Source organism: Nocardia yamanashiensis NBRC 100130 (assembly GCF_001613325.1).
GTDB classification, from domain to species: Bacteria; Actinomycetota; Actinomycetes; order Mycobacteriales; family Mycobacteriaceae; genus Nocardia; species Nocardia yamanashiensis.
Genome location: NZ_BDCD01000060.1, coordinates 1 through 17830, shown reverse-complemented (window position 1 = coordinate 17830; position 17830 = coordinate 1). Strand labels below are relative to the sequence as shown.

The 17830-nt window shown below is 68.9% G+C and carries 16 protein-coding genes; 10 read left to right on the top strand and 6 right to left on the bottom strand.

Annotated features, from left to right (window positions below; translation table 11 throughout):
* Together NY1_RS41105 and NY1_RS41100 are read right to left on the bottom strand one after the other, a co-directional pair.
* Complete coding sequence (locus tag NY1_RS41105) at window positions 1–999, bottom strand: sugar ABC transporter substrate-binding protein (protein WP_067723435.1); 999 nt, start codon at window positions 997–999, stop codon at window positions 1–3.
* Between the two features lie 19 nt (window positions 1000–1018).
* A complete protein-coding gene (locus NY1_RS41100) occupies window positions 1019–1942 on the bottom strand; it encodes a TIM barrel protein (protein ID WP_067723433.1) in 924 nt (307 codons plus the stop codon).
* 259 nt (window positions 1943–2201) lie between these two features.
* Here NY1_RS41100 and NY1_RS41095 point away from each other — a divergent pair, with 259 nt between their 5' ends.
* The gene (locus NY1_RS41095) at window positions 2202–3206 is read left to right on the top strand and encodes a LacI family DNA-binding transcriptional regulator (protein WP_067723413.1); all 1005 of its coding nucleotides are present in this window, start codon (window positions 2202–2204) and stop codon (window positions 3204–3206) included.
* Window positions 3207–3252: 46 nt separating this feature from the next.
* A complete protein-coding gene (locus NY1_RS41090) occupies window positions 3253–4260 on the top strand; it encodes a Gfo/Idh/MocA family protein (protein WP_157762840.1) in 1008 nt (335 codons plus the stop codon).
* On the opposite strand, the gene NY1_RS41085 is transcribed toward NY1_RS41090, so the two are convergent.
* Window positions 4257–4874, bottom strand: a complete 618-nt coding sequence (locus tag NY1_RS41085; RefSeq protein WP_233040649.1) for a LysE/ArgO family amino acid transporter — start codon at window positions 4872–4874, stop codon at window positions 4257–4259. The two genes, NY1_RS41090 and NY1_RS41085, sit on opposite strands and share 4 nt — an antisense overlap.
* 71 nt (window positions 4875–4945) lie before the next feature.
* Between NY1_RS41085 and NY1_RS41080 the strand changes: the two genes are divergently transcribed.
* The 3 genes from NY1_RS41080 to NY1_RS41070 all read left to right on the top strand — a co-directional run bounded on the left by NY1_RS41080 (window position 4946) and on the right by NY1_RS41070 (window position 7631).
* Entirely contained in the window at window positions 4946–5824 is an 879-nt protein-coding gene (locus NY1_RS41080; RefSeq protein WP_067723408.1) for a LysR family transcriptional regulator ArgP, read from the top strand.
* A 95-nt stretch (window positions 5825–5919) separates the two neighbouring features.
* Window positions 5920–7005: an S-(hydroxymethyl)mycothiol dehydrogenase gene (locus tag NY1_RS41075; RefSeq protein WP_067723406.1), complete on the top strand. Its 1086-nt coding sequence runs from the start codon at window positions 5920–5922 to the stop codon at window positions 7003–7005.
* On the top strand, window positions 7005–7631 hold the full coding sequence (locus NY1_RS41070; RefSeq protein ID WP_067723405.1) for an MBL fold metallo-hydrolase: 627 nt from the start codon (window positions 7005–7007) through the stop codon (window positions 7629–7631). The genes NY1_RS41075 and NY1_RS41070 overlap by 1 nt, the downstream gene beginning before the upstream one ends.
* Before the next feature lie 116 nt (window positions 7632–7747).
* On the opposite strand, the gene NY1_RS41065 is transcribed toward NY1_RS41070, so the two are convergent.
* Window positions 7748–8836, bottom strand: coding sequence for a glutamate--cysteine ligase (locus NY1_RS41065; protein WP_157762839.1), 1089 nt, complete (start codon window positions 8834–8836; stop codon window positions 7748–7750).
* A 114-nt stretch (window positions 8837–8950) separates the two neighbouring features.
* Between NY1_RS41065 and NY1_RS41060 the strand changes: the two genes are divergently transcribed.
* The 3 genes from NY1_RS41060 to NY1_RS41050 all read left to right on the top strand — a co-directional run bounded on the left by NY1_RS41060 (window position 8951) and on the right by NY1_RS41050 (window position 11850).
* Window positions 8951–9286 carry a TfoX/Sxy family protein gene (locus NY1_RS41060; RefSeq protein WP_067723401.1) on the top strand — a complete coding sequence of 112 codons (336 nt, stop codon included), beginning with the start codon at window positions 8951–8953 and terminating at the stop codon, window positions 9284–9286.
* Window positions 9287–9459: 173 nt separating this feature from the next.
* The gene (locus tag NY1_RS41055) at window positions 9460–10260 is read left to right on the top strand and encodes an ACT domain-containing protein (RefSeq protein ID WP_157762838.1); all 801 of its coding nucleotides are present in this window, start codon (window positions 9460–9462) and stop codon (window positions 10258–10260) included.
* A 144-nt stretch (window positions 10261–10404) separates the two neighbouring features.
* Window positions 10405–11850 carry an ABC1 kinase family protein gene (locus NY1_RS41050; RefSeq protein WP_084536321.1) on the top strand — a complete coding sequence of 482 codons (1446 nt, stop codon included), beginning with the start codon at window positions 10405–10407 and terminating at the stop codon, window positions 11848–11850.
* Here NY1_RS41050 and NY1_RS41045 read toward each other — a convergent pair whose 3' ends face one another.
* Window positions 11851–12708, bottom strand: coding sequence for an alpha/beta fold hydrolase (locus NY1_RS41045; RefSeq protein WP_067723397.1), 858 nt, complete (start codon window positions 12706–12708; stop codon window positions 11851–11853).
* 45 nt (window positions 12709–12753) lie between these two features.
* Window positions 12754–13161: a DUF6636 domain-containing protein gene (locus NY1_RS41040; protein ID WP_067723395.1), complete on the bottom strand. Its 408-nt coding sequence runs from the start codon at window positions 13159–13161 to the stop codon at window positions 12754–12756.
* 206 nt (window positions 13162–13367) lie between these two features.
* Here NY1_RS41040 and NY1_RS41035 point away from each other — a divergent pair, with 206 nt between their 5' ends.
* Both NY1_RS41035 and NY1_RS41030 read left to right on the top strand, forming a co-directional pair.
* Window positions 13368–15962, top strand: a complete 2595-nt coding sequence (locus NY1_RS41035; RefSeq protein WP_067723393.1) for an SDR family NAD(P)-dependent oxidoreductase — start codon at window positions 13368–13370, stop codon at window positions 15960–15962.
* Window positions 15959–17527 carry a flavin-containing monooxygenase gene (locus tag NY1_RS41030; RefSeq protein ID WP_067723391.1) on the top strand — a complete coding sequence of 523 codons (1569 nt, stop codon included), beginning with the start codon at window positions 15959–15961 and terminating at the stop codon, window positions 17525–17527. The genes NY1_RS41035 and NY1_RS41030 overlap by 4 nt, the downstream gene beginning before the upstream one ends.
* Window positions 17528–17830 lie beyond the last annotated feature (303 nt).

Here is a 17830-nt window from a genome sequence, read left to right as displayed (position 1 = left end):
TCACCGCGTGCCCTGGGCGACCAGCGCCGCCACGGCATCGACATTGGACTTGTCCACGAACGCGGGGCCCGTCTGCACCGGGCGGCCGCCGCCGACGGTGTCGAGATTGGACTTGTACAGCTTCAGCAGCACGATGGGCAGATACCCCTGCTCGTACTGCTGCTGATCCACCGCGAACAGCAGCGTGCCGGCCTGGATGGCGGTCACCACATCGCTGTTCAGATCGAAGGTGGCCACGGTGGCCTTGGACTTGGATTCCTTGACCGCGTCCACCGCGCGGGCGGCGATCTGTGAGTTGAGGGTGAGCACCGCGTCGATGGCCGGATCCGCTTCCAGCGCACCGCGAATCCGCGATTGCGCGTCGGTCGGATTGTTGATGTCGACCTGGAGGGTGACCGCGCCGCCGAAGCCCTGGGTGGCGCCGGCGCAGCGCTCGGCCGCACCCACATTGCCCGCTTCGTGAATCACGCAGAGCAGCTTGCGTTTTCCGGCGTCCTTCAACCGCTTCCCGGCCGATTCACCGGCCAGCCGCTCGCTCTGCCCGACATGCCCGATGGCCCCGTAGACGGCGCTCTCGGCCTCACCGGAATTGATGGTGACCACCGGAATGCCCGCCGCCACCGCCTTTTCCACCGAGGTGCGCAGCGCGTCCGGGTTGGCCATGGAGACCACCAGGCCGTCCACGCCCTTGGCCACCGCATTGTCGATGAGCTTGGCCTGCTGCCCGGGATCGCCGGCCGAGTTGTAGTCGACGCGCACGCCCAGCTGGTCACCGGCGGCTTCCGCGCCGTTCTTGACCACGTTCCAGAAGGAGTCGCCGGGCGAGCCGTGGGTGACCACCGCGACCGATTTCAGTTCGCCGACGGCCACCGGGGCCTGGGCGGTGTTCCCGGCGGTGTCGGCGCCGGGTCCGCTACAGGCCGCCAGGACCGCCGCCACGGCTATCCACGGCGTCAATCGCCGCCACCGCCGTAGCCGGGAGGGAGTTGATTTGGACATCATCGTCTTCACCTCCCTACTAAATCCGCGCCGAGGCCAGTGCGGAGCCGATTTCGGTCAGGTGTCGCAGACTTTGTCGCGCATCCCGCGTCGAATGCTCGGCGGTATCACCCGGGGCGAGGGCGGTGTCCTGCTCGATGACGTACCAGCCGTCATAGCCCGCGCCGTGCACCGCGCGCACCAGCGCCTCGATATCCACATCGCCCGCACCGAGCGGGGTGTAGAGGCCGTGCCGCACCGCGTCGCTGTATTCCCTGCGCCCGGAACGCACTTCGTCCGCCATGGCGAGCCGGACGTCCTTGAGATGGATGTGCCCGATGCGATCGGCGTACCGCTGGGCCAGCCGGACCGGATCGGTGCCGCCGATGGCCAGATGCCCGGTGTCGAGGCACAGGTCCAGTTCCGAGTCGGCGAGGAAGCGTTCCACCTCCGCCTCGGTCTCCACGTGGGTGCCGACGTGCGGGTGCACAGTGACCCGCAGCCCGTGTTCGGCGGCGATATCGGCGACGGTGGCGGCGGTGTCCAGGAGAGTCCGCCATTCGTAATCACTGAGCGCGGAACGCGAGTCGTAGCCGTCCTGCCCGGTGGCGGCGGCCAGGATCAGCATCTCGGCGCCGGTGGCGGCGAACAGCGCGGCGGTCTCGCGGGCGGCGGTGAGCGCCCTGCCCGGTTCCTTGTGCAGGGCGAGGGCGAGGAAGCCGCCGAGTGCGGTCAGCCCGTATTCGCCGAGCGTCGTGCGGAGCGCCAGGGGGTCTGCCGGTAGATAGCCGGGCGGGCCGAATTCGGTGGCGGTCAGCCCGAGCGCCGCCATTTCGGCGAGGACCGTGGCGGGTTCGAGAACGTGCCCCCAGCCGGGCACTTCGCAGACTCCCCAGGAGATCGGCGCGGCGGCGATACGCAGCGGCGCGGGGGAGATTCGCGGTGGATGGAGCGGTTCGGTCATCGGCATATCCAGACCTGTCGGTAAGCCATCGAAGGGAGGCTCGCTATTGGAGCGCTCCAACAATGTAACCTGGATCACTCGCGTGTCAAGGGTCCGACATCAGCCGAAATCTGCTCTGCCACCTGAAGAAACGCATACTTCCTGAGCAAACGAGGGTTCGATGGACCGCCCGAATTTTCCCGTTAGAGCGCTCTATTGCCGAGAACGGGGCCAGCGGGTAGCGTGCGTCACACACCGATCCGCGAGCACGGAGGCAGTTTTGACGCGACCGACCATGGAAGATGTCGCCGCCCGCGCCGGCGTCTCCCGCGCGCTGGTCTCGCTCGTCATGCGCAACTCCCCCAAGGTGAGTGAGCACCGCCGCCGCGCGGTGCTCACCGCCGCCGCGGAACTCGGTTACCAGCCGCATGCCATGGCCCGTTCCCTCGCCAGCCGGACCTCCAATATCGTCGGGGTGATGGTGTCGGATCTGCGCAACGCGTTCTTCGCCGACGTCATCGAAGGCATGGACGAGGCCGCGCAGGAAGCCGGGCTGGAGCTCATCCTGAACACCGGGCGGCGCAGCGCTTCCCGGGAACAGGCGGCCCTGGACGGGCTGCTCGCCTTCCGGCCCGGCGGGGTCATCCTGCTGTCGCCGGTGCTGCCCGCGAGCGCCATTCGCGATGCGGCCGGGCGCACCCCGGTGGTGCTGGTGTCGCGCACCTCCACCATCGCCGGGGTGGACACCGTCAACGACGACGGCGAGCTGGGCGCCGCGCTGGCGGTGGATCATCTTGCGGCACTGGGGCATCGGCGCATCGTGCATCTCGACGGCGGCGCCGCTTTCGCCGCCGCGCCGCGCCGCAAGGGCTACACCGCCGCGATGGAACGGCACGGGCTGGAGCCCATGGTGGTGGCCAGTGAGCACACCGACGACGCGGGGGCGCGGGCGGTGCGCAAACTGCTGAATCTCTTCTCCCCCGGGAATTTCCCCACCGCGCTGGTCTGCGGCAACGATTTCAATGCCGTCGGCGCCATGTCGGCGCTCGAGGAAGCCGGGCTGCGCGTCCCCGACGACGTGTCGGTGGTCGGCTACGACAATTCCTCGCTCGCCGCGCTGCGGCACGTCTCGCTCACCACCATCGATCAGCCGCGCGCCGGTATCGGGCGGCTGGCGGTGGAAGCGCTCACCGAACGCCTGCACGAACAGCGCACCGAACCGGTGCGCAAACGCCTGGAACCGTCCCTGGTCGTCCGCGCCACGACGGCCGCGCCCCGAGCCTGACCGGGCCGCAACCCCTTTCACCGCAACTCACCTCCGAGGAGCAGCTATGACTTCCCTCCGTGTGGGCCTGGCCGGCACCGGCCGCATCGGCACCTCGCACGCCGAGACCCTGAAAACCCTGCCCGGCGTGGAGTCGGTGATCGTCACCGATGCCGACACCGCCCGCGCCCGCACCGCCGCCGACAAACTCGACGTGGAGTACGCGGCGGACCTGGAGGCGCTGTTCGCCGCCGGGATCGGCGCACTCGTCGTCACCACCGCCACCGACTCGCATCCCGAGCTGATCACCGCGGCGGTCGAGCGCGGGGTGCCGGTGTTCTGCGAGAAGCCCATTGCCGCCGATATCGCCGGAACCCTGGACGTGGTGCGCCGGGTCGCGGATTCGACGACGCCGGTGCAGATCGGGTTCCAGCGCCGCTTCGACGCCGGGTACCGGGCGGCCCGCAGCGCGGTGGCCTCCGGCGAACTGGGCTGGGTGCACACGCTGCGCGCCACCACCCTCGATCCGGCGCCGCCGCCCGCGGAGTACATTCCGCGCTCCGGCGGCATCTTCCGCGATTGCGGGGTGCACGATTTCGACATCATCCGGTGGGTGACCGGGCGCGAGGTGACCGAGGTGTACGCCACCGGCGGCAATCGCGGGGAGCGGTTCTTCGCCGACGCCGGCGACGTGGACACCGCGGCGGTGGTGCTGCGGCTGGACGACGGTGCGCTGGCGACGGTTTCGCTGAGCCGGTACAACGGGGCGGGGTACGACGTGCGCCTGGAAGTGCTCGGGTCACGGGGCAATGCCGTTGTGGGACTTGATGATCGGGCCCCGCTGCATTCGGTGGAGCCCGACTATCCCCCGTCCCCGCTGCCCGCCTACCCGGGATTCATGGATCGGTTCCGGGGCGCGTACACCGAAGAGCTGGCCACCTTCGTGGGCGTGGCCACCGGTCAGCTGATCAATCCGTGCCCGCCCGCGGATGCCCTCGAGGCGTTCTATATCGCCGAGGCGTGCGAACTCTCGCGCCGCGAGGGCCGTCCGGTGCCGGTGTCGGCGGTGCGCTAGCTGACCAGCAGGCCGATCGCGAGGCCGGTCATGACGAGCGCGATACCGGAATCCAGGACCCGCCAGGCCATCGGCTTGGCGAAGACCGGGGCCAGCAGCCGGGCGCCGAAACCCAATCCGGTGAACCAGATGACGCTGCCCAGCATGGCGCCCGCCGCCAGGAACCAGCGATCCGGCGTCGCGTAAGTGCTGGCGAAGGAACCCAGCAGCACCATGGTGTCGAGATAGGCGTGCGGGTTGAGCCAGGTCACCGCCAGGCAGGTGGCGATGGCCGCGCCCAACGCGATCGGCGCGCCGCCGCCCGCGGTCAGCGCCGACGCCGAGAACGCCCGTTTGGCGGCGAGGAAGGCGTAGCCGAGCAGGAACGCCACGCCCGCGTACTTGGCCGCGGTCAGCAGCGCGGGCGCGGTCTCGGTGACGAAACCGAAGCCCGCCACGCCGAGCGTCATGAGCACCACATCCGACAGCGCGCACACCGCCACCACCGGCAGGACGTGCTCGCCGCGGATGCCCTGGCGCAGGATGAAGGCGTTCTGCGCGCCGATCGCCACGATGAGGGAGAGTCCGAAGCCGAGTCCTGAGATGGCCGCCAGGGCCGCCGATGATGCGTTCACCATTCGAAAGTAGGGCGGGCGTCCAGGACCAGTCCAGCTAAAGATTTTTACGTACCATTAGCATTTCTTATATGGATCTGCAGCTGGACCAGCTTCGCGCATTGGACGCGGTGATCAGCGAGGGCACCTTCGAGGCGGCCGCGCGGCGGCTCAGCGTCACCGCTTCGGCTATCAGCCAGCGCATCAAGGCGCTGGAGGACTCGGCGGGGCGGATCCTGGTGCAGCGGACCAAACCGGTGCAGCCCACCGAATCGGGGCTGGCGGTGCTGCGGCTGGCGCGGCAGATCGAACTGCTCACCGGGGACACCGCGCTGGAGCTGGGCGATGAGCAGCAGCCCGCGCACCGGCCGGTGCGGATACCGATCGCGGTGAACGCCGACTCGTTGCAGACCTGGGTGATGCCGGCGCTCGGGCTGGCCGCGGCGGGGGTGAACTACGAGGTCTATCGCGAGGACGAGGAGCACACCACGCGCTATCTGCGTGACGGCACCGTCATGGCGGCCATCACCTCGACCGCCGCGCCCGTACAGGGTTGCACCGTGCGGAGATTGGGAGCCATGCGCTATCGGGCCATGGCGGTGCCGGAGTTCGTGCGGGCCTGGTTCCCGGACGGGCCGACCGCCAAGGCCTTCGACGCGGCGCCGGTGATCCTGTTCGACCGTAAGGACGATCTGCAATTCCGGCTGGTGCGGCACTACACCCGCAAGCCCGTGGATCCGCCGCGGCACTATATTCCGTCCTCGGCCGGATTCGTGGAGGCCATCCGGCTGGGACTGGGCTGGGGCATGGTGCCGGATCTGCAACGGCGGCCGGGCGACAAGCTGATTCCGTTGGACGACAAGATGTTCATCGATGTGCCGCTGTACTGGCAGCAGTGGAAACTCGACTCGCCGGCGCTCGGGCGGCTGGCGGCCACCATCGCCGATGCGGCGGCGGAGGCGCTGCTCTGAGCCGGGATCCGGTTGGGAGGGATCGCCGATCCCTCGCTACTTGCCGGGCCGGGATGCCATAGTCGAAAAGGGTTGTGCCGAACAGGAAGGAACCAATGTCCCAGATCGTGCGGGGCGTCATTGCGCGCTCGAAGAATGCTCCGGTCGAAGTCACCGAGATCGTGATCCCCGATCCCGGTCCCGGCGAGGCCGTGGTGAAGGTGCAGGCGTGCGGGGTGTGCCACACCGATCTGCACTACCGCGAGGGCGGCATCAACGACGAATTCCCGTTCCTGCTGGGGCACGAGGCCGCGGGCATCGTGGAAGCGGTCGGCGAGGGCGTCACCGATGTGGAGCCGGGCGATTTCGTCATCCTGAACTGGCGGGCCGTCTGCGGTTCCTGTCGCGCCTGCCGCAAGGGCAAGCCGTGGTACTGCTTCTCGACCTTCAATGCGGCTCAGCCCATGACGCTGACCGACGGCACCCCGCTCACCCCCGCGCTGGGTATCGGCGCGTTCGCCGAGAAGACCCTGGTGCACGCCGGGCAGTGCACCAAGGTGGATCCGAGCGTGTCCCCCGCCGCGGCGGGCCTGCTGGGCTGCGGCGTGATGGCCGGGCTGGGCGCGGCCATCAATACCGGTGCGGTGAGCCGCGGTGACAGCGTGGCCGTGATCGGTTGCGGCGGGGTCGGGAACGCGGCCGTCGCCGGGGCGCGGCTGGCCGGGGCGACCACCATCATCGCGGTCGATATCGACGAGCGGAAGCTGGAGTGGGCCACCGGATTCGGCGCCACCCACACCGTGAACGCCGCCAAAGAGGATGCGGTGGAACGGATTCAGGAGCTCACCGATTCCTTCGGCGCGGACGTGGTCATCGACGCGGTGGGGCGGCCGGAGACCTGGAAGCAGGCGTTCTACGCCCGCGATCTGGCGGGCACCGTGGTGCTGGTCGGCGTGCCCACCCCCGATATGAAGCTGGAGATGCCGCTCATCGACTTCTTCTCCCGCGGCGGCTCGCTCAAGTCCTCCTGGTACGGCGACTGCCTGCCCTCCCGGGACTTCCCGTACCTGATCGAGTTGTACAAGCAGGGCCGCTTCGACCTGGACGCCTTTGTCACCGAGACGATTTCGCTCGACGACATCGAGGCCGCGTTCACCAAGATGCATCACGGCGAGGTCCTGCGCTCGGTGGTGACCCTGTAGTGGCGCACATCGATCACGCGGTCACCTCCGGCACCTTCAGCCTGGACGGCGAAACCTTCGACGTCGACAACAATGTCTGGCTGGTAGGCGACGACGCCGAATGCGTCATCATCGACGCCCCTCACAATGTGCAAGCCATCCTCGACCTGGTCGACGGCCGCACCGTGAAGGCCATCCTGGCCACCCACGCCCACGACGACCACATCCGCGTCGCCCCCGAATTGGCCGCCGCCACAGGCGCTCCCATCCTCCTGCACCCCGACGACCTGGTGCTGTGGCAACTCACCCACCCGGACATCGCCCCCGACGGCGAGCTGTCCGACAAACAGCTCATCGAAGTAGGCGGCACCACCCTGCACGTCCTGCACACCCCCGGCCACGCCCCCGGCGCCTGCTGCTTCCACTCCCCCGACCTCGGCGTCGTCTTCACCGGCGACACCCTCTTCCACGGCGGCCCCGGCGCCACCGGCCGCTCCTACTCCGACTACCCCACCATCGTCACCTCCATCGCCGACCGCCTGCTGTCCCTGCCCCCGGAAACCCTGGTGCACACCGGCCACGGCGAATCCACCACCATCGGCGCGGAAAGCGAACACCTGGAGGAATGGCGCGCCCGCTCCACCTGATCACCCGAATTCCGTAGCGCGGCCCCGGTCGCGGTCCCTGCGACCGCCCGGGGCCGCATCCGTCCCCGAGCCGTGCTCGAATACTGCGGTTCTGCAGTTCGCAGAAGAAGTAGGGGTCAGCGGCAGGCGTGGAGGGTCGCTTCGGCGAGTTCGCCTACCACGTCGGTGATTTCGCCGCGGAGGCGGAAGGCGGTGAGTTGGCGGCGGGCGCCGTTGCCGCGGGTCAGGAGGGAGCGGACGGTGGCGGTTACGAAGTCGAGGTCGCCGAGTTCTTCCAGGGCGGCGTGGAGGCGGCCGATGAGGTCGTCGAGGAGTTCTTCGACGGGGAGGGTGCGGCCGTCGAGGGGGTTGATGGCTGGGCCGTCTATGCCTTCGTGGGCTGCTTTCCAGTAGGCGGCGTGGAGGGTTTCTTCGGAGATTATGGGGACTCGGGTGGCGTGGCGGGCGGTCATGACGGCGGCGCGGACCAAGGTGGCCAGGAGGGCACTTTCCTCGGCGGTGGCGGGGACGTCGCTGACGCGGACTTCTACGGTGGGGAACGTAATCGACGGGCGCACATCCCAATAGACCATTTTGCGGTCCAGGATCACGCCCAAGGAGAGCATGGATTCGACTCGGGTGTCGTAGTCGTCCAGGGAGTCGAAGTGCGGGGGTGGGCCGGCGCTGGGCCAGCGGCGCCAGAGGATGTTTCGCCAACTGGCGTAACCGGTTTCGCCGCCGCGGTAGATCGCCGAATTGGCCGTCAAGGCCAGCAGCAGGGGTAGCCAGGGGCGGAGGAAATTGCTGACCTGCAGTGCCACTTCGCGATTCGGGACGGCGACGTGGACGTGGGCGCCGCACAGGCCCTGGTCGTAGGCCAGCCGGCCGAAGTTCTCGGCGATGCGGTGATAGCGGGGGGTGCTGGTGATGGACAGGTCGTCGGGGCCGCTCGGGGGGACGGCGGCGGCCAGGAGGAGGGCGTCGTTCTTCTCGGCGCAGGCGGCGGCTCCGCGCCGCAGTTCGCGCAGTTCACGCAATAGCTCCCCGGTGCTGGTGTGGACCCTGGTGCTGGTCTCCACCTGGCAGCGGGTGATCTCCAATTGCAGTTCGATGCCGAGATCGGCGGCGGTGCGGGCGACGTCGGCGTTCCGGCCGACGGGCGCACCGGTGCGCGGATCCACGAGGAGAAACTCCTCTTCGACACCTACCGTCGGCGGTGCTTCCACTTCACCTGTGTACCTCATCCCGCACCGCCTGACACCTGCCGGAACGGTCTCTTTTGCCCGGATTTCCCGGCTCGCCCGCCGGAAATTGTCGGTGGCCGGGGTCACAATGCGGAGATGGCATATGACGAGCAGCTGGCCGAGCGCATCCGGGACGCCCTGGGACCCGCGCGCGGCCTGACGGTGGAGAAGAAAATGTTCGGCGGGCTGGCCTTCCTGATCGGCGGCAATATGGCGGTGGCCGCGAGCGGGCAGGGCGGACTGCTGGTGCGCACCGATCCGGACACCTCGGTCGAGCTGGCGCGGCGGGACGCGGTGGAACTCATGGTCATGCGCGGACGCGAGATGAAGGGCTGGCTGCGCGTCACCGCCGCCGCGGTCGACGATGACGACGCCCTCGACGAGTGGGTGGGCCGCGGCGTCGCCTACGCCCGCTCGCTACCACCGAAGTAGGCGCGGCCACCGCCACCGGACGGCGTGGCGCGTACGCAAACGGTGTGTTACCCGGCACACTCGGCGAATTGCTGTGCGGCACACCACCTATCCGGCCGGTAGCACCGCGATTTGTCACTCCTTCTTTACAGCCGGGCACAGCGGTGCAATCTCGTTCACCGAATCTGGTGAATATGAGGCAAACCGAAGTGCATGCGCTGGCCTGCGAAGTGTGCGGTCGCCTGCCCCATCCGCGACGCACCCGCTTGGCGCTGGCCAAACTGGCCGCCGTCTTCCCCGTCGAACTCGCCCTGCACGCCCTCGTCATCCACTACGAACTGCCCTACCTGCTGACCGTCACACTGCTCGCGGTCACCACCACCATCCTGGTCATCTGGGTGGTCGAACCCGGCGCCATGCGCTATTTCGCGCGCTGGCTGCACGGCCCGGAACTGCGCCATCGCCGCAATCTGGACAGCGCCGAACGACTCTGGCGAATCCGGGTGCGAGTGGACAACAAGCCCGGCCGGCTGGAGGCGCTGGCCAAACACCTGGCCGACCGCCGCGCCAATATTCTCGCCGTGCACGTCCACCATCTCGAGGACGGCGTCCTGGACGAACTCGTGGTCTCCACCCCGGCCGATCTCACCCCGCAGCGCCTGGCGAACGCGGTCACCCGCTCGGGCGGCGCACCGGTCGGCATCTGGCCCGCGTCGGCGCTCACCCTGGTCGACGGCCAGACCAAGGCGCTGGGCCTGGCCGCCCGCGTCGCACTCGATCCGGGCGAGCTGCCGCTGGTCATCGCCGAACTGCTGGGCGCGCAATATGTTTCGGCCGCGGAGCCGTCGCCCGCACCCGGCACGGTCCTGGAGATCGCGGTCGCCGAGCTCGAACCCATGACCTTCATCCGTTCCGGCGAACCGTTCACCCCCGCCGAGATCGCCCGCGCGCACCGCCTGACCGACCTCGCGAAACTGTCTGCCCGCCAGGCATAATCATCCGGGCGGAACGCCGAGATCCCCGCCCGATCTCACCATCCGGGAAAACGTACCGCCGGTACGCGATTTGGTACCGCGCAGTCTCATAACCTGGCAGACTGGTCCCCGCGCAGTGGCCGAGCGCGCCCGAGGGGATGATCGATGAGTTTACGCCGGACCGGTACCACACGGGGGACGCGGGACGCGGGCGGTAATCCGCCCGCCCGCAAGGTGGTTCGCTCCGCCAAACTCGCCGCCCTGCCGGTCGCCTTCGCGGGCCGCCGGATGGCCGGCGCGAGCAAGAAGGCGCTGGGCCGTCCCGCCCGCGAAGTGGATCACGATATCCGCCTGCGTACCGCCGAGCACATGTTCGAGGTGCTGGGCGAACTCAAGGGCTGCGCCGCCAAACTCGGCCAATTGCTCGCCGTCTACGAGCTGGCGCTGCCACCGGATCTCGCCGAACCCTATCGAAATGCCCTGAGCCGCTTGCAGGATGCCGCGCCGCCAATGCTGCCCGCCACCGTGCACGCCGTGCTCGCCGCCTCGCTCGGGCCGGACTGGCGCGCGCACTTCCGCGAGTTCGACGACCGGCGCGCGGCCTCGGCCACCATCGGTCAGGTGCATCGCGCGGTCTGGCGCGACGGCCGCCGGGTCGCGGTGAAGATCATGTACCCGGGCGCGCGGGATGCCGTGCTCGCCGATCTGGATCAGCTGCGCGGCCTGTCCTGGCTGGCCCCGGTCTTCCTGCCGAACACCGATGTGCCCGCGGCGCTCGCGGCCCTGTCCGACTGTGTGCGCGCCGAACTGGACTACGCGGCCGAGGCGGCGAACCAGCGCGCCTTCGCCGCCGCCTATGCCGACGATCCCGATTTCCATGTGCCGGCGGTCGTCGCCCAGCGCGGCGATGTGATCGTCGGCGAATGGCTCGACGGCGTCCCCCTGACCCGCCTGGTCACCGCGGGCGCGCAGGCCGAGCGCGATCGGGTCGGCATGCTGGCCATCCGTTTCGTGCTGTCCTCGGCTGATCGCTGCGGACTGCTCTACGGCGACCCCCATCCGGGCAATTTCCGGGTGCTGCCCGACGGCCGCCTGGGGGTGGTGGACTTCGGCGCCTGTTCGCCCTGGCCCCCACCGCAATTCCAGCCGATGGTGCACGATCTCTTCGACGCCCTGGTCAACGGCACCCCCGCCGATCTCGATGCCGCCGCCCGCACCCACGGCCTGGCCAGCGGCCCACTCGATGCCCGTGCCCTGGCCACCGAGCTGATGCCCTTCACGGAGCTGCTGCGCCACCCCACTTTTCGCCTGGACACCGGCTGGCTGCGCGAGCGGGTGCTGGCCGCCGCGAATCCCAGCCTCACCAATGTCTACCGCCAGCTCGGCGCGCCCGCCTACATCACCCCGTTCCAGCGGGCCCTGCTGGGCCTGGTCGGGCTGGCCTGCCAGCTGGGCACCACCGGCCCCATCCGGGACGAGATCCTGCGCTGGTCACCGGAACTCACCACCGTCATGACCCGCTATGCCGAACGCGCCGACCGCCCGGCCGATCTGACCCTGCACCGGTTGCGCCGCGGCGGCGACCGGACGCGCGGCGCCGCGGCGGGCTAGCTATCCGGCCAGGAATCCGGTGAGCGCGGTGCGCACCGTCTCCGGGTCCTCGAGCTGCGGCCAGTGCCCGACCGCGGGCGCGTCGTCGAGCACCCGGATCTCCGCCCCGGGCAGGCGTTCCCGGAACCGTTCGATCTGCCCACCGCTGATCGGATCGGCCGGACCCCAGAGGAACAGCGTCGGCCCGGCATAGGTCTCCAGCGCCCGCTGCCACCGGGTGGCATGGGCGTGCCGTTCGTCGTGATAGCGATTGAGCTGCCATTGAATCCGGGTGCCGCCGTCGCGCGCGGTCGCCAGCCACATCTCGTGCAGCACGTCCTCGGCCAGCGGCCGCCCGGCCGTCCGTTTGACGGAGGCCCGGTAGCTGGTCTCGGACATCAACGGCCCCAGCAGCTTCCCCACCGGCGAGATCATGAGTTTCTGAATCGCCATGGGCCGGTACAGATCTATGTACAACCCGCCGTTCAGCCAAGCCATCCGCGTGATCCGCCCCGGATCCCGGGCCAGCAGCTCCTGCGCCACGCTGACCCCGTAATCGTGTGCCACCAGCGCGGTTTCACCGATTCCGAGGTGCTTCCACAGCTCCTCGACCAGATCGGCCTGCTCGACCATCCGGTAGTCGTGCGCCCGCGGCTTGGCACTGGCCCCGAACCCCAGGAAGTCCAGAGTGGTCACCCGGCAGCCCGATTCGGCCAGCGCCGGCACGATCCCGCTCCAGTCGTGCGAGGAGGTCGGATATCCGTGCAGCAGCGTCACCGCCCGGCCGTCCGCCGGCCCGTCCTGCCGGTAGAACACCCGATGCCCGCCCACCTCCAGCCACGACCCCGCGGCGATCCATTCCTCCAGCGACGGTTGCATGGGTTTCCCTTCCAGGCTCGGCCCTTCCCAGACTCTAACCCCGCCTCAGTACACGTTGTAGGACTCCCGCGACAGATGGAAGCCGTGCTTGGCGAACGGATCCACGCACTCCAGGTACGCGGAGGTCACCGTGCACACCACGCTGCCCGCCTGCACCGTCTTCCCATATTCGACCACCCGCCCCTGCGCCGGATCGATGGGCCGATCGTGGTGGCACCGGATCTCCCCCGGCCCGCCGTCCCACGCCGAGAACACATCGCCGTACGCTCCGTGACAGTTCGCGGGGCGCTCCGGCGGCGCGTAACTGTAGTCGTAGATCTCGCACACCACCCCGCGACCGCTGGTCAAGCAAGCGATATTCCCACTGGGCGTCCGGAATTGCCCGTCTTCCTCGGCCTGCGCCGGTCCGGCCAGCGCCGCCAGCGCCACGACAACCCCGCCCGCCGATGCCATCCATCGTTTTGTCATGCCTGGGATATCGCGGCCCGCACCCTCGCCGCTAACCAGCGCGCCGATTTGACGCTTGATCACTGTCCCAGACAGATCTACTCTGGTGGGACACGAGTCGCCCGCAGCGAAAGGCCGAGGCACGTGGGCACAGTAATGAAGCGCAATGGCGCACTTCGAGATTCGGCCGGTCGGCGAGGAATCTCCAGCCCATGATCGAACTACCGAAATCGGTCCGGATCGCGCTGGGCGCGGCGAGTTACGGCATCAGCGACCGGCGGCTCGCGCCCGCGGTCACCGGGAAGGTGATCCTGGTGACCGGTGCGTCATCGGGGGTAGGCCGGGCTACCGCGCACCGGCTGGCCCGTAATGGCGCGACCGTCATCGCCGTTGCCCGCCGCGCGCGGTTACTCGGGGAATTGCGTGACGAATTGTCCGGCGCGCCCGGCTCGATTCACCCGTACCCCACCGACCTCACCGATATGGACGCGTGCGCGGACCTGGTGGAACGCGTGCTGGCCGAGCACGGCCACGTCGATGTGTTCGTCAACAATGCGGGCAAATCCATTCGGCGCTGGCTCTCCGATTCCCTGGATCGCTGGGACAATTTCGACGACACCAATCGCATCAACTATCTCGGCCCGATTCGCCTGGTACTGAGCCTGTTACCGGGTATGCGAGCCCGCCGCGCCGGCCATATCGTGAATATCAGCACCGCGGGCGTGCATATGCCCGCCGTCGGCTGGACCGCGTATATCGCCAGCAAGGCGGCGTTCAATTCCTGGATGCGCGGCGCGGGACCGGAATTGCGCGCCGACGGCATCACCTGCACGGCGGTGCATCTGCAATTGGTGCGCTCGGAAATGCTCGGCCCCTATCGCATCTACCGCTACACCCCGAGCATGTCCACCGACGAGGCCGCGAGCCTGGTGTGCCGGGCGATCGTGGACCGGCCCTTGGCGATTCGGCCCTGGTGGGAGCGGGCCGCCGCGCCCATGTCCTATGCGCTGGATTCCTCGCCGCTGGCCCAGCGGCTGATGACCCGCTATGTGCAGGCCGGGAACTGGAACAACCGCCCGGTCGATCTGGCCGGACCGCTGGGCCGGATGGAAGCCGCGGCGAACCTCCTCGACGACGCCGTCACCCTGGCGGGGCGCATCCCGGCCGCCGGGGCGCTGAACCTGCTGCCGCCCAGCCGGATTCCGCACACGGCGGCGGCGTTGCGCGGCGGCGTCAGCCTGGCCACCACCCTGGCATTGTTCGCGGCGCGGTTCCCCGACCGCCCCGCCATGATCGATGACTACGGCCCGATCACCGCCGCGGACCTGCACGAACAGGTCGAACGACTGGCCGCGGCGATGCGGGAGCGCTGGAATATCCGGCGCGGCAGCAAGGTCGGCGTACTGTGCCGCAATCACCGCGGGTTCGTGGTGGCCGCCTATGCCGCCGCCCGGCTCTCGGCCGATCTGGTGCCGTTGAATTACGGTTTCGCGGGCCCGCAGATCGGTGAGGTGCTGCGCCGCGAAGGCATCGACCTGCTCTGCTACGACGGCGAATTCCACGGCGAGATAACCCGTTCCGGCTATACCGGCCGCCGCCTGGTGGTGCGCGGCGTGGCGGGCGGGCTGCCGACGGTGGCCGAACTGGTCGCCGCGGGAGGTACACCCGTGCGCGAACCCGCGCGGGGCGGCGCGATCATCCTGCTCACCGGCGGCACCACCGGGGTGCCCAAGGGCGTGGCCCGGGGCGGCAGCAGCCGGGACGTGCTGCCGATGCTGACCACCCTGCACCCGCGCATGCTGACCGCGATCACCGATTTCGCCCGCTTCGAACCGATTCCGCGCCTGGGGCACCCGATGATCGTCGCCCCGCCGCTGCATCACACCTTCGGTTTCGTCGCGCTGCCGGCCGCGTTCCTGCTGGGTTCGACCGCCATCGTGCACGAACGCTTCGACGCGGAAACGGTATTGGCCGATATCGAACGCCACGACGTGCGCATCGCCTGCCTGGTACCGACCATGCTGGGCCGGATCATGGCGCTGCCGGAGGCCGATCGGCGCGACTATCGCACCGACAGCCTGCAGATGGTGCTGTGCGGCGCGGCCCCGCTCTCGCCCTGGCTGGCAGCGGCTTTCATGGACGAGTTCGGTGACGTGCTGTTCAACGGGTACGCCTCGACCGAGACCGGCGCGGGGGCCGTCGCCACGCCCGCGGATCTGCGGGCCGCGCCGGGCACGGTGGGCAAACCGCCGAGCGGCCTGGTCGATATCCGCATCGTGGACGAGCGGGGCCGCGAGGTGCCGACCGGTCATACCGGCCGCATCGTCAATCGCAATCCGGCCATGTCCCGCGGCTACACCGACGGCCGCGCCAAGACCATGGTCGGCCGGCACATGGACTCCGGCGATCTCGGCCATTTCGACGCGCAGGGCCGCCTGTTCATCGACGGCCGCTCCGACGACATGATCGTCTCCGGCGGCGAGAACGTCTTCCCGCAGGAGGTCGAGGCCGCCCTGGCCGCCCATCCGGCGGTGGCCGACGCGGGCGCGATCGGTTTGCCGGACACCGAATTCGGGCAGCGCCTGGCCGCGGTCGTGGTCCTGGAACCGGGCGCACAGGTCACCGCCGACGCGCTGCGCGCGCACATCAAATCCACCCTCGCCAATTACAAGGTGCCGCGCGACATCGTGTTCGCGGCGGAACTCCCCCGCACCACCGCGGGCAAGCTGCGGCGGCAGCAGCTGCCGGAAGTCATTGCCGCGGCGTACGCAACCACCCTCACCGAGAACACGAGGTCTCAACGATGAGCACCACCAACGGCTCCCCCATCACCCCCGAGTACGAGGTCGTCGTCATCGGCGCGGGCCTCGGCGGGATCGGCGCGGGCGTGGCCTTGCGCAAGGCCGGGATCGAGAACTTCGTCATCATCGACAAGTGGTCCAAGGTCGGCGGCACCTGGCTGGCCAATACCTATCCCGGTGTGGCCGTGGACATTCCGTCGCCGGTCTACAACTTCTCGTTCCAGCCGCGCTCGCGCTGGTCGCGGTTCTTCGCGCCGGGCGAGGAATTGCAGCGCTACGCCGAGGAAGTGGTGGATCGGCAGGGGTTGCGATCGAAGCTGCGGCTGGGTTCGGGTGCGGTGCGCGGGTCCTTCGACGAGCACAATGATCTGTGGCGGATCGGCCTGGAGAACGGCGCCGAAATCACCGCGCGCTACACCATCGGCGCGGTGGGCGGGCTGGAGCAGCCGCATACCCCCGAGATCGCGGGCATCGACGAATACACCGGCAAGATCATGCACAGTTCGCGCTGGGATCACTCCTACGATTTCAGCGGCAAACGGGTCGCGGTGATCGGCACCGGGGCGACCGCGCTGCAGGTGATTCCCGAACTGGCCAAGACGGTTGCGCAATTGACGGTGTATCAGCGCCGGGCCATCTGGATCGGACCCAAGGTCGATTTCAAGATGGGCCCGGTGCTCAATTCGCTGCTCGGGTTGGCGCCGGTGCAGAAGACGGTGCGTTTCGTCGGCAATGTGGGCGTCAATGCCGGATTGGGCGCGGGCCTGGCCATCTCGAACTATCCGCGCGTCACCTCGGCCGGCATCACGCTCGGCGAGGCGGCCATGAAGGGCTATCTGTACAGCCAGGTGCGTGATCCGGAATTGCGCCGCAAGCTCACCCCGGACTACCGGTTGGGCTGCAAGCGGCCGTCCATCTCCAACAACTACTTCCAGACCTTCACGCGACCGCACGTGGACCTGGTGACCGACGCGATCGAGCATTTCACCCCGACCGGCATCGTCAGCGCGGACGGGCGGGAACGCGAATTCGATATGGTGCTGTGCGCCACCGGATTCAAGGTGATGGAGAAGGGCTACACCCCGCCCTATCCGATCTACGGTTGCGGTGGGCTGGAGCTCGGCGAGTTCTGGGATCGCAATCGTTTCCAGGCGTATCAGGGCGTTTCGGTGCCGCGTTTCCCCAATGCGTTCCTGATCGTCGGTCCCTACGCCTACGCGCCCGGCTCGTACATTCCGCTCATCGAGTCCACCTCCGCGCACGCCGCCCGGGTCATCAAGGAGGCCCGCCGCCGGCAGGCCACCCGGGTCGAGGTCCGGCAGGACCCGCACGACCGCTACTTCGAGCGCATGGACCGGCGCGCCAAGCGCACGCATCTGTTCACCCAGGGCTGTGTCACCTCGAACACCTACTACATCAACTATCAGGGTGACGGGGCGGCGTTCCGGCCGTCCACGCAGCTGGAAATGTACTGGGAGAACCGGCATTTCCCGATGGACGACTATCGCTTCACGGTGACCCGCCCGGTGACCGTGACCGCGAACGGGCGGCGCGCGGTGTCGGTGAACTGACCGCCCGCACCCCCGCGCCGGTGGCGGTGGTTCTGGGGGCAGGGACGATCGGGGCACCAACTTTGCCGGATACGCCCGCCGCACCGCTTGCCATAACGTTCACGCCCGCAAGGAGTTCGTTGCGTGAATCGGTGAGGGGTAATCAGTGGTGGCAACGGTCGCGGCCGACGAGGAACGCCGGGAGGCAGCAGCACCGACGGCCGAACCATGGCATCCGCTGGTGCGCATAGCCTTCCGGTTCGGCTTCGTGTTCGTCGGCGTCGGGATGGCGGCCCCGTGGGTGGCACGCTCGCTGCTGCGCTC

Coding starts and splice junctions, on each gene's coding strand:
- NY1_RS41035 (WP_067723393.1), top strand. CDS start 13,368: ATGATCGAACTACCGAAATCGGTCCGGATCGCGCTGGGCGCGGCGAGT.
- NY1_RS41105 (WP_067723435.1), bottom strand. CDS start 999: ATGTCCAAATCAACTCCCTCCCGGCTACGGCGGTGGCGGCGATTGACG.
- NY1_RS41030 (WP_067723391.1), top strand. CDS start 15,959: ATGAGCACCACCAACGGCTCCCCCATCACCCCCGAGTACGAGGTCGTC.
- NY1_RS41045 (WP_067723397.1), bottom strand. CDS start 12,708: ATGCAACCGTCGCTGGAGGAATGGATCGCCGCGGGGTCGTGGCTGGAG.
- NY1_RS41100 (WP_067723433.1), bottom strand. CDS start 1,942: ATGACCGAACCGCTCCATCCACCGCGAATCTCCCCCGCGCCGCTGCGT.
- NY1_RS41040 (WP_067723395.1), bottom strand. CDS start 13,161: ATGGCATCGGCGGGCGGGGTTGTCGTGGCGCTGGCGGCGCTGGCCGGA.
- NY1_RS41075 (WP_067723406.1), top strand. CDS start 5,920: ATGTCCCAGATCGTGCGGGGCGTCATTGCGCGCTCGAAGAATGCTCCG.
- NY1_RS41055 (WP_157762838.1), top strand. CDS start 9,460: ATGAGGCAAACCGAAGTGCATGCGCTGGCCTGCGAAGTGTGCGGTCGC.
- NY1_RS41080 (WP_067723408.1), top strand. CDS start 4,946: ATGGATCTGCAGCTGGACCAGCTTCGCGCATTGGACGCGGTGATCAGC.
- NY1_RS41090 (WP_157762840.1), top strand. CDS start 3,253: ATGACTTCCCTCCGTGTGGGCCTGGCCGGCACCGGCCGCATCGGCACC.
- NY1_RS41050 (WP_084536321.1), top strand. CDS start 10,405: ATGAGTTTACGCCGGACCGGTACCACACGGGGGACGCGGGACGCGGGC.
- NY1_RS41060 (WP_067723401.1), top strand. CDS start 8,951: ATGGCATATGACGAGCAGCTGGCCGAGCGCATCCGGGACGCCCTGGGA.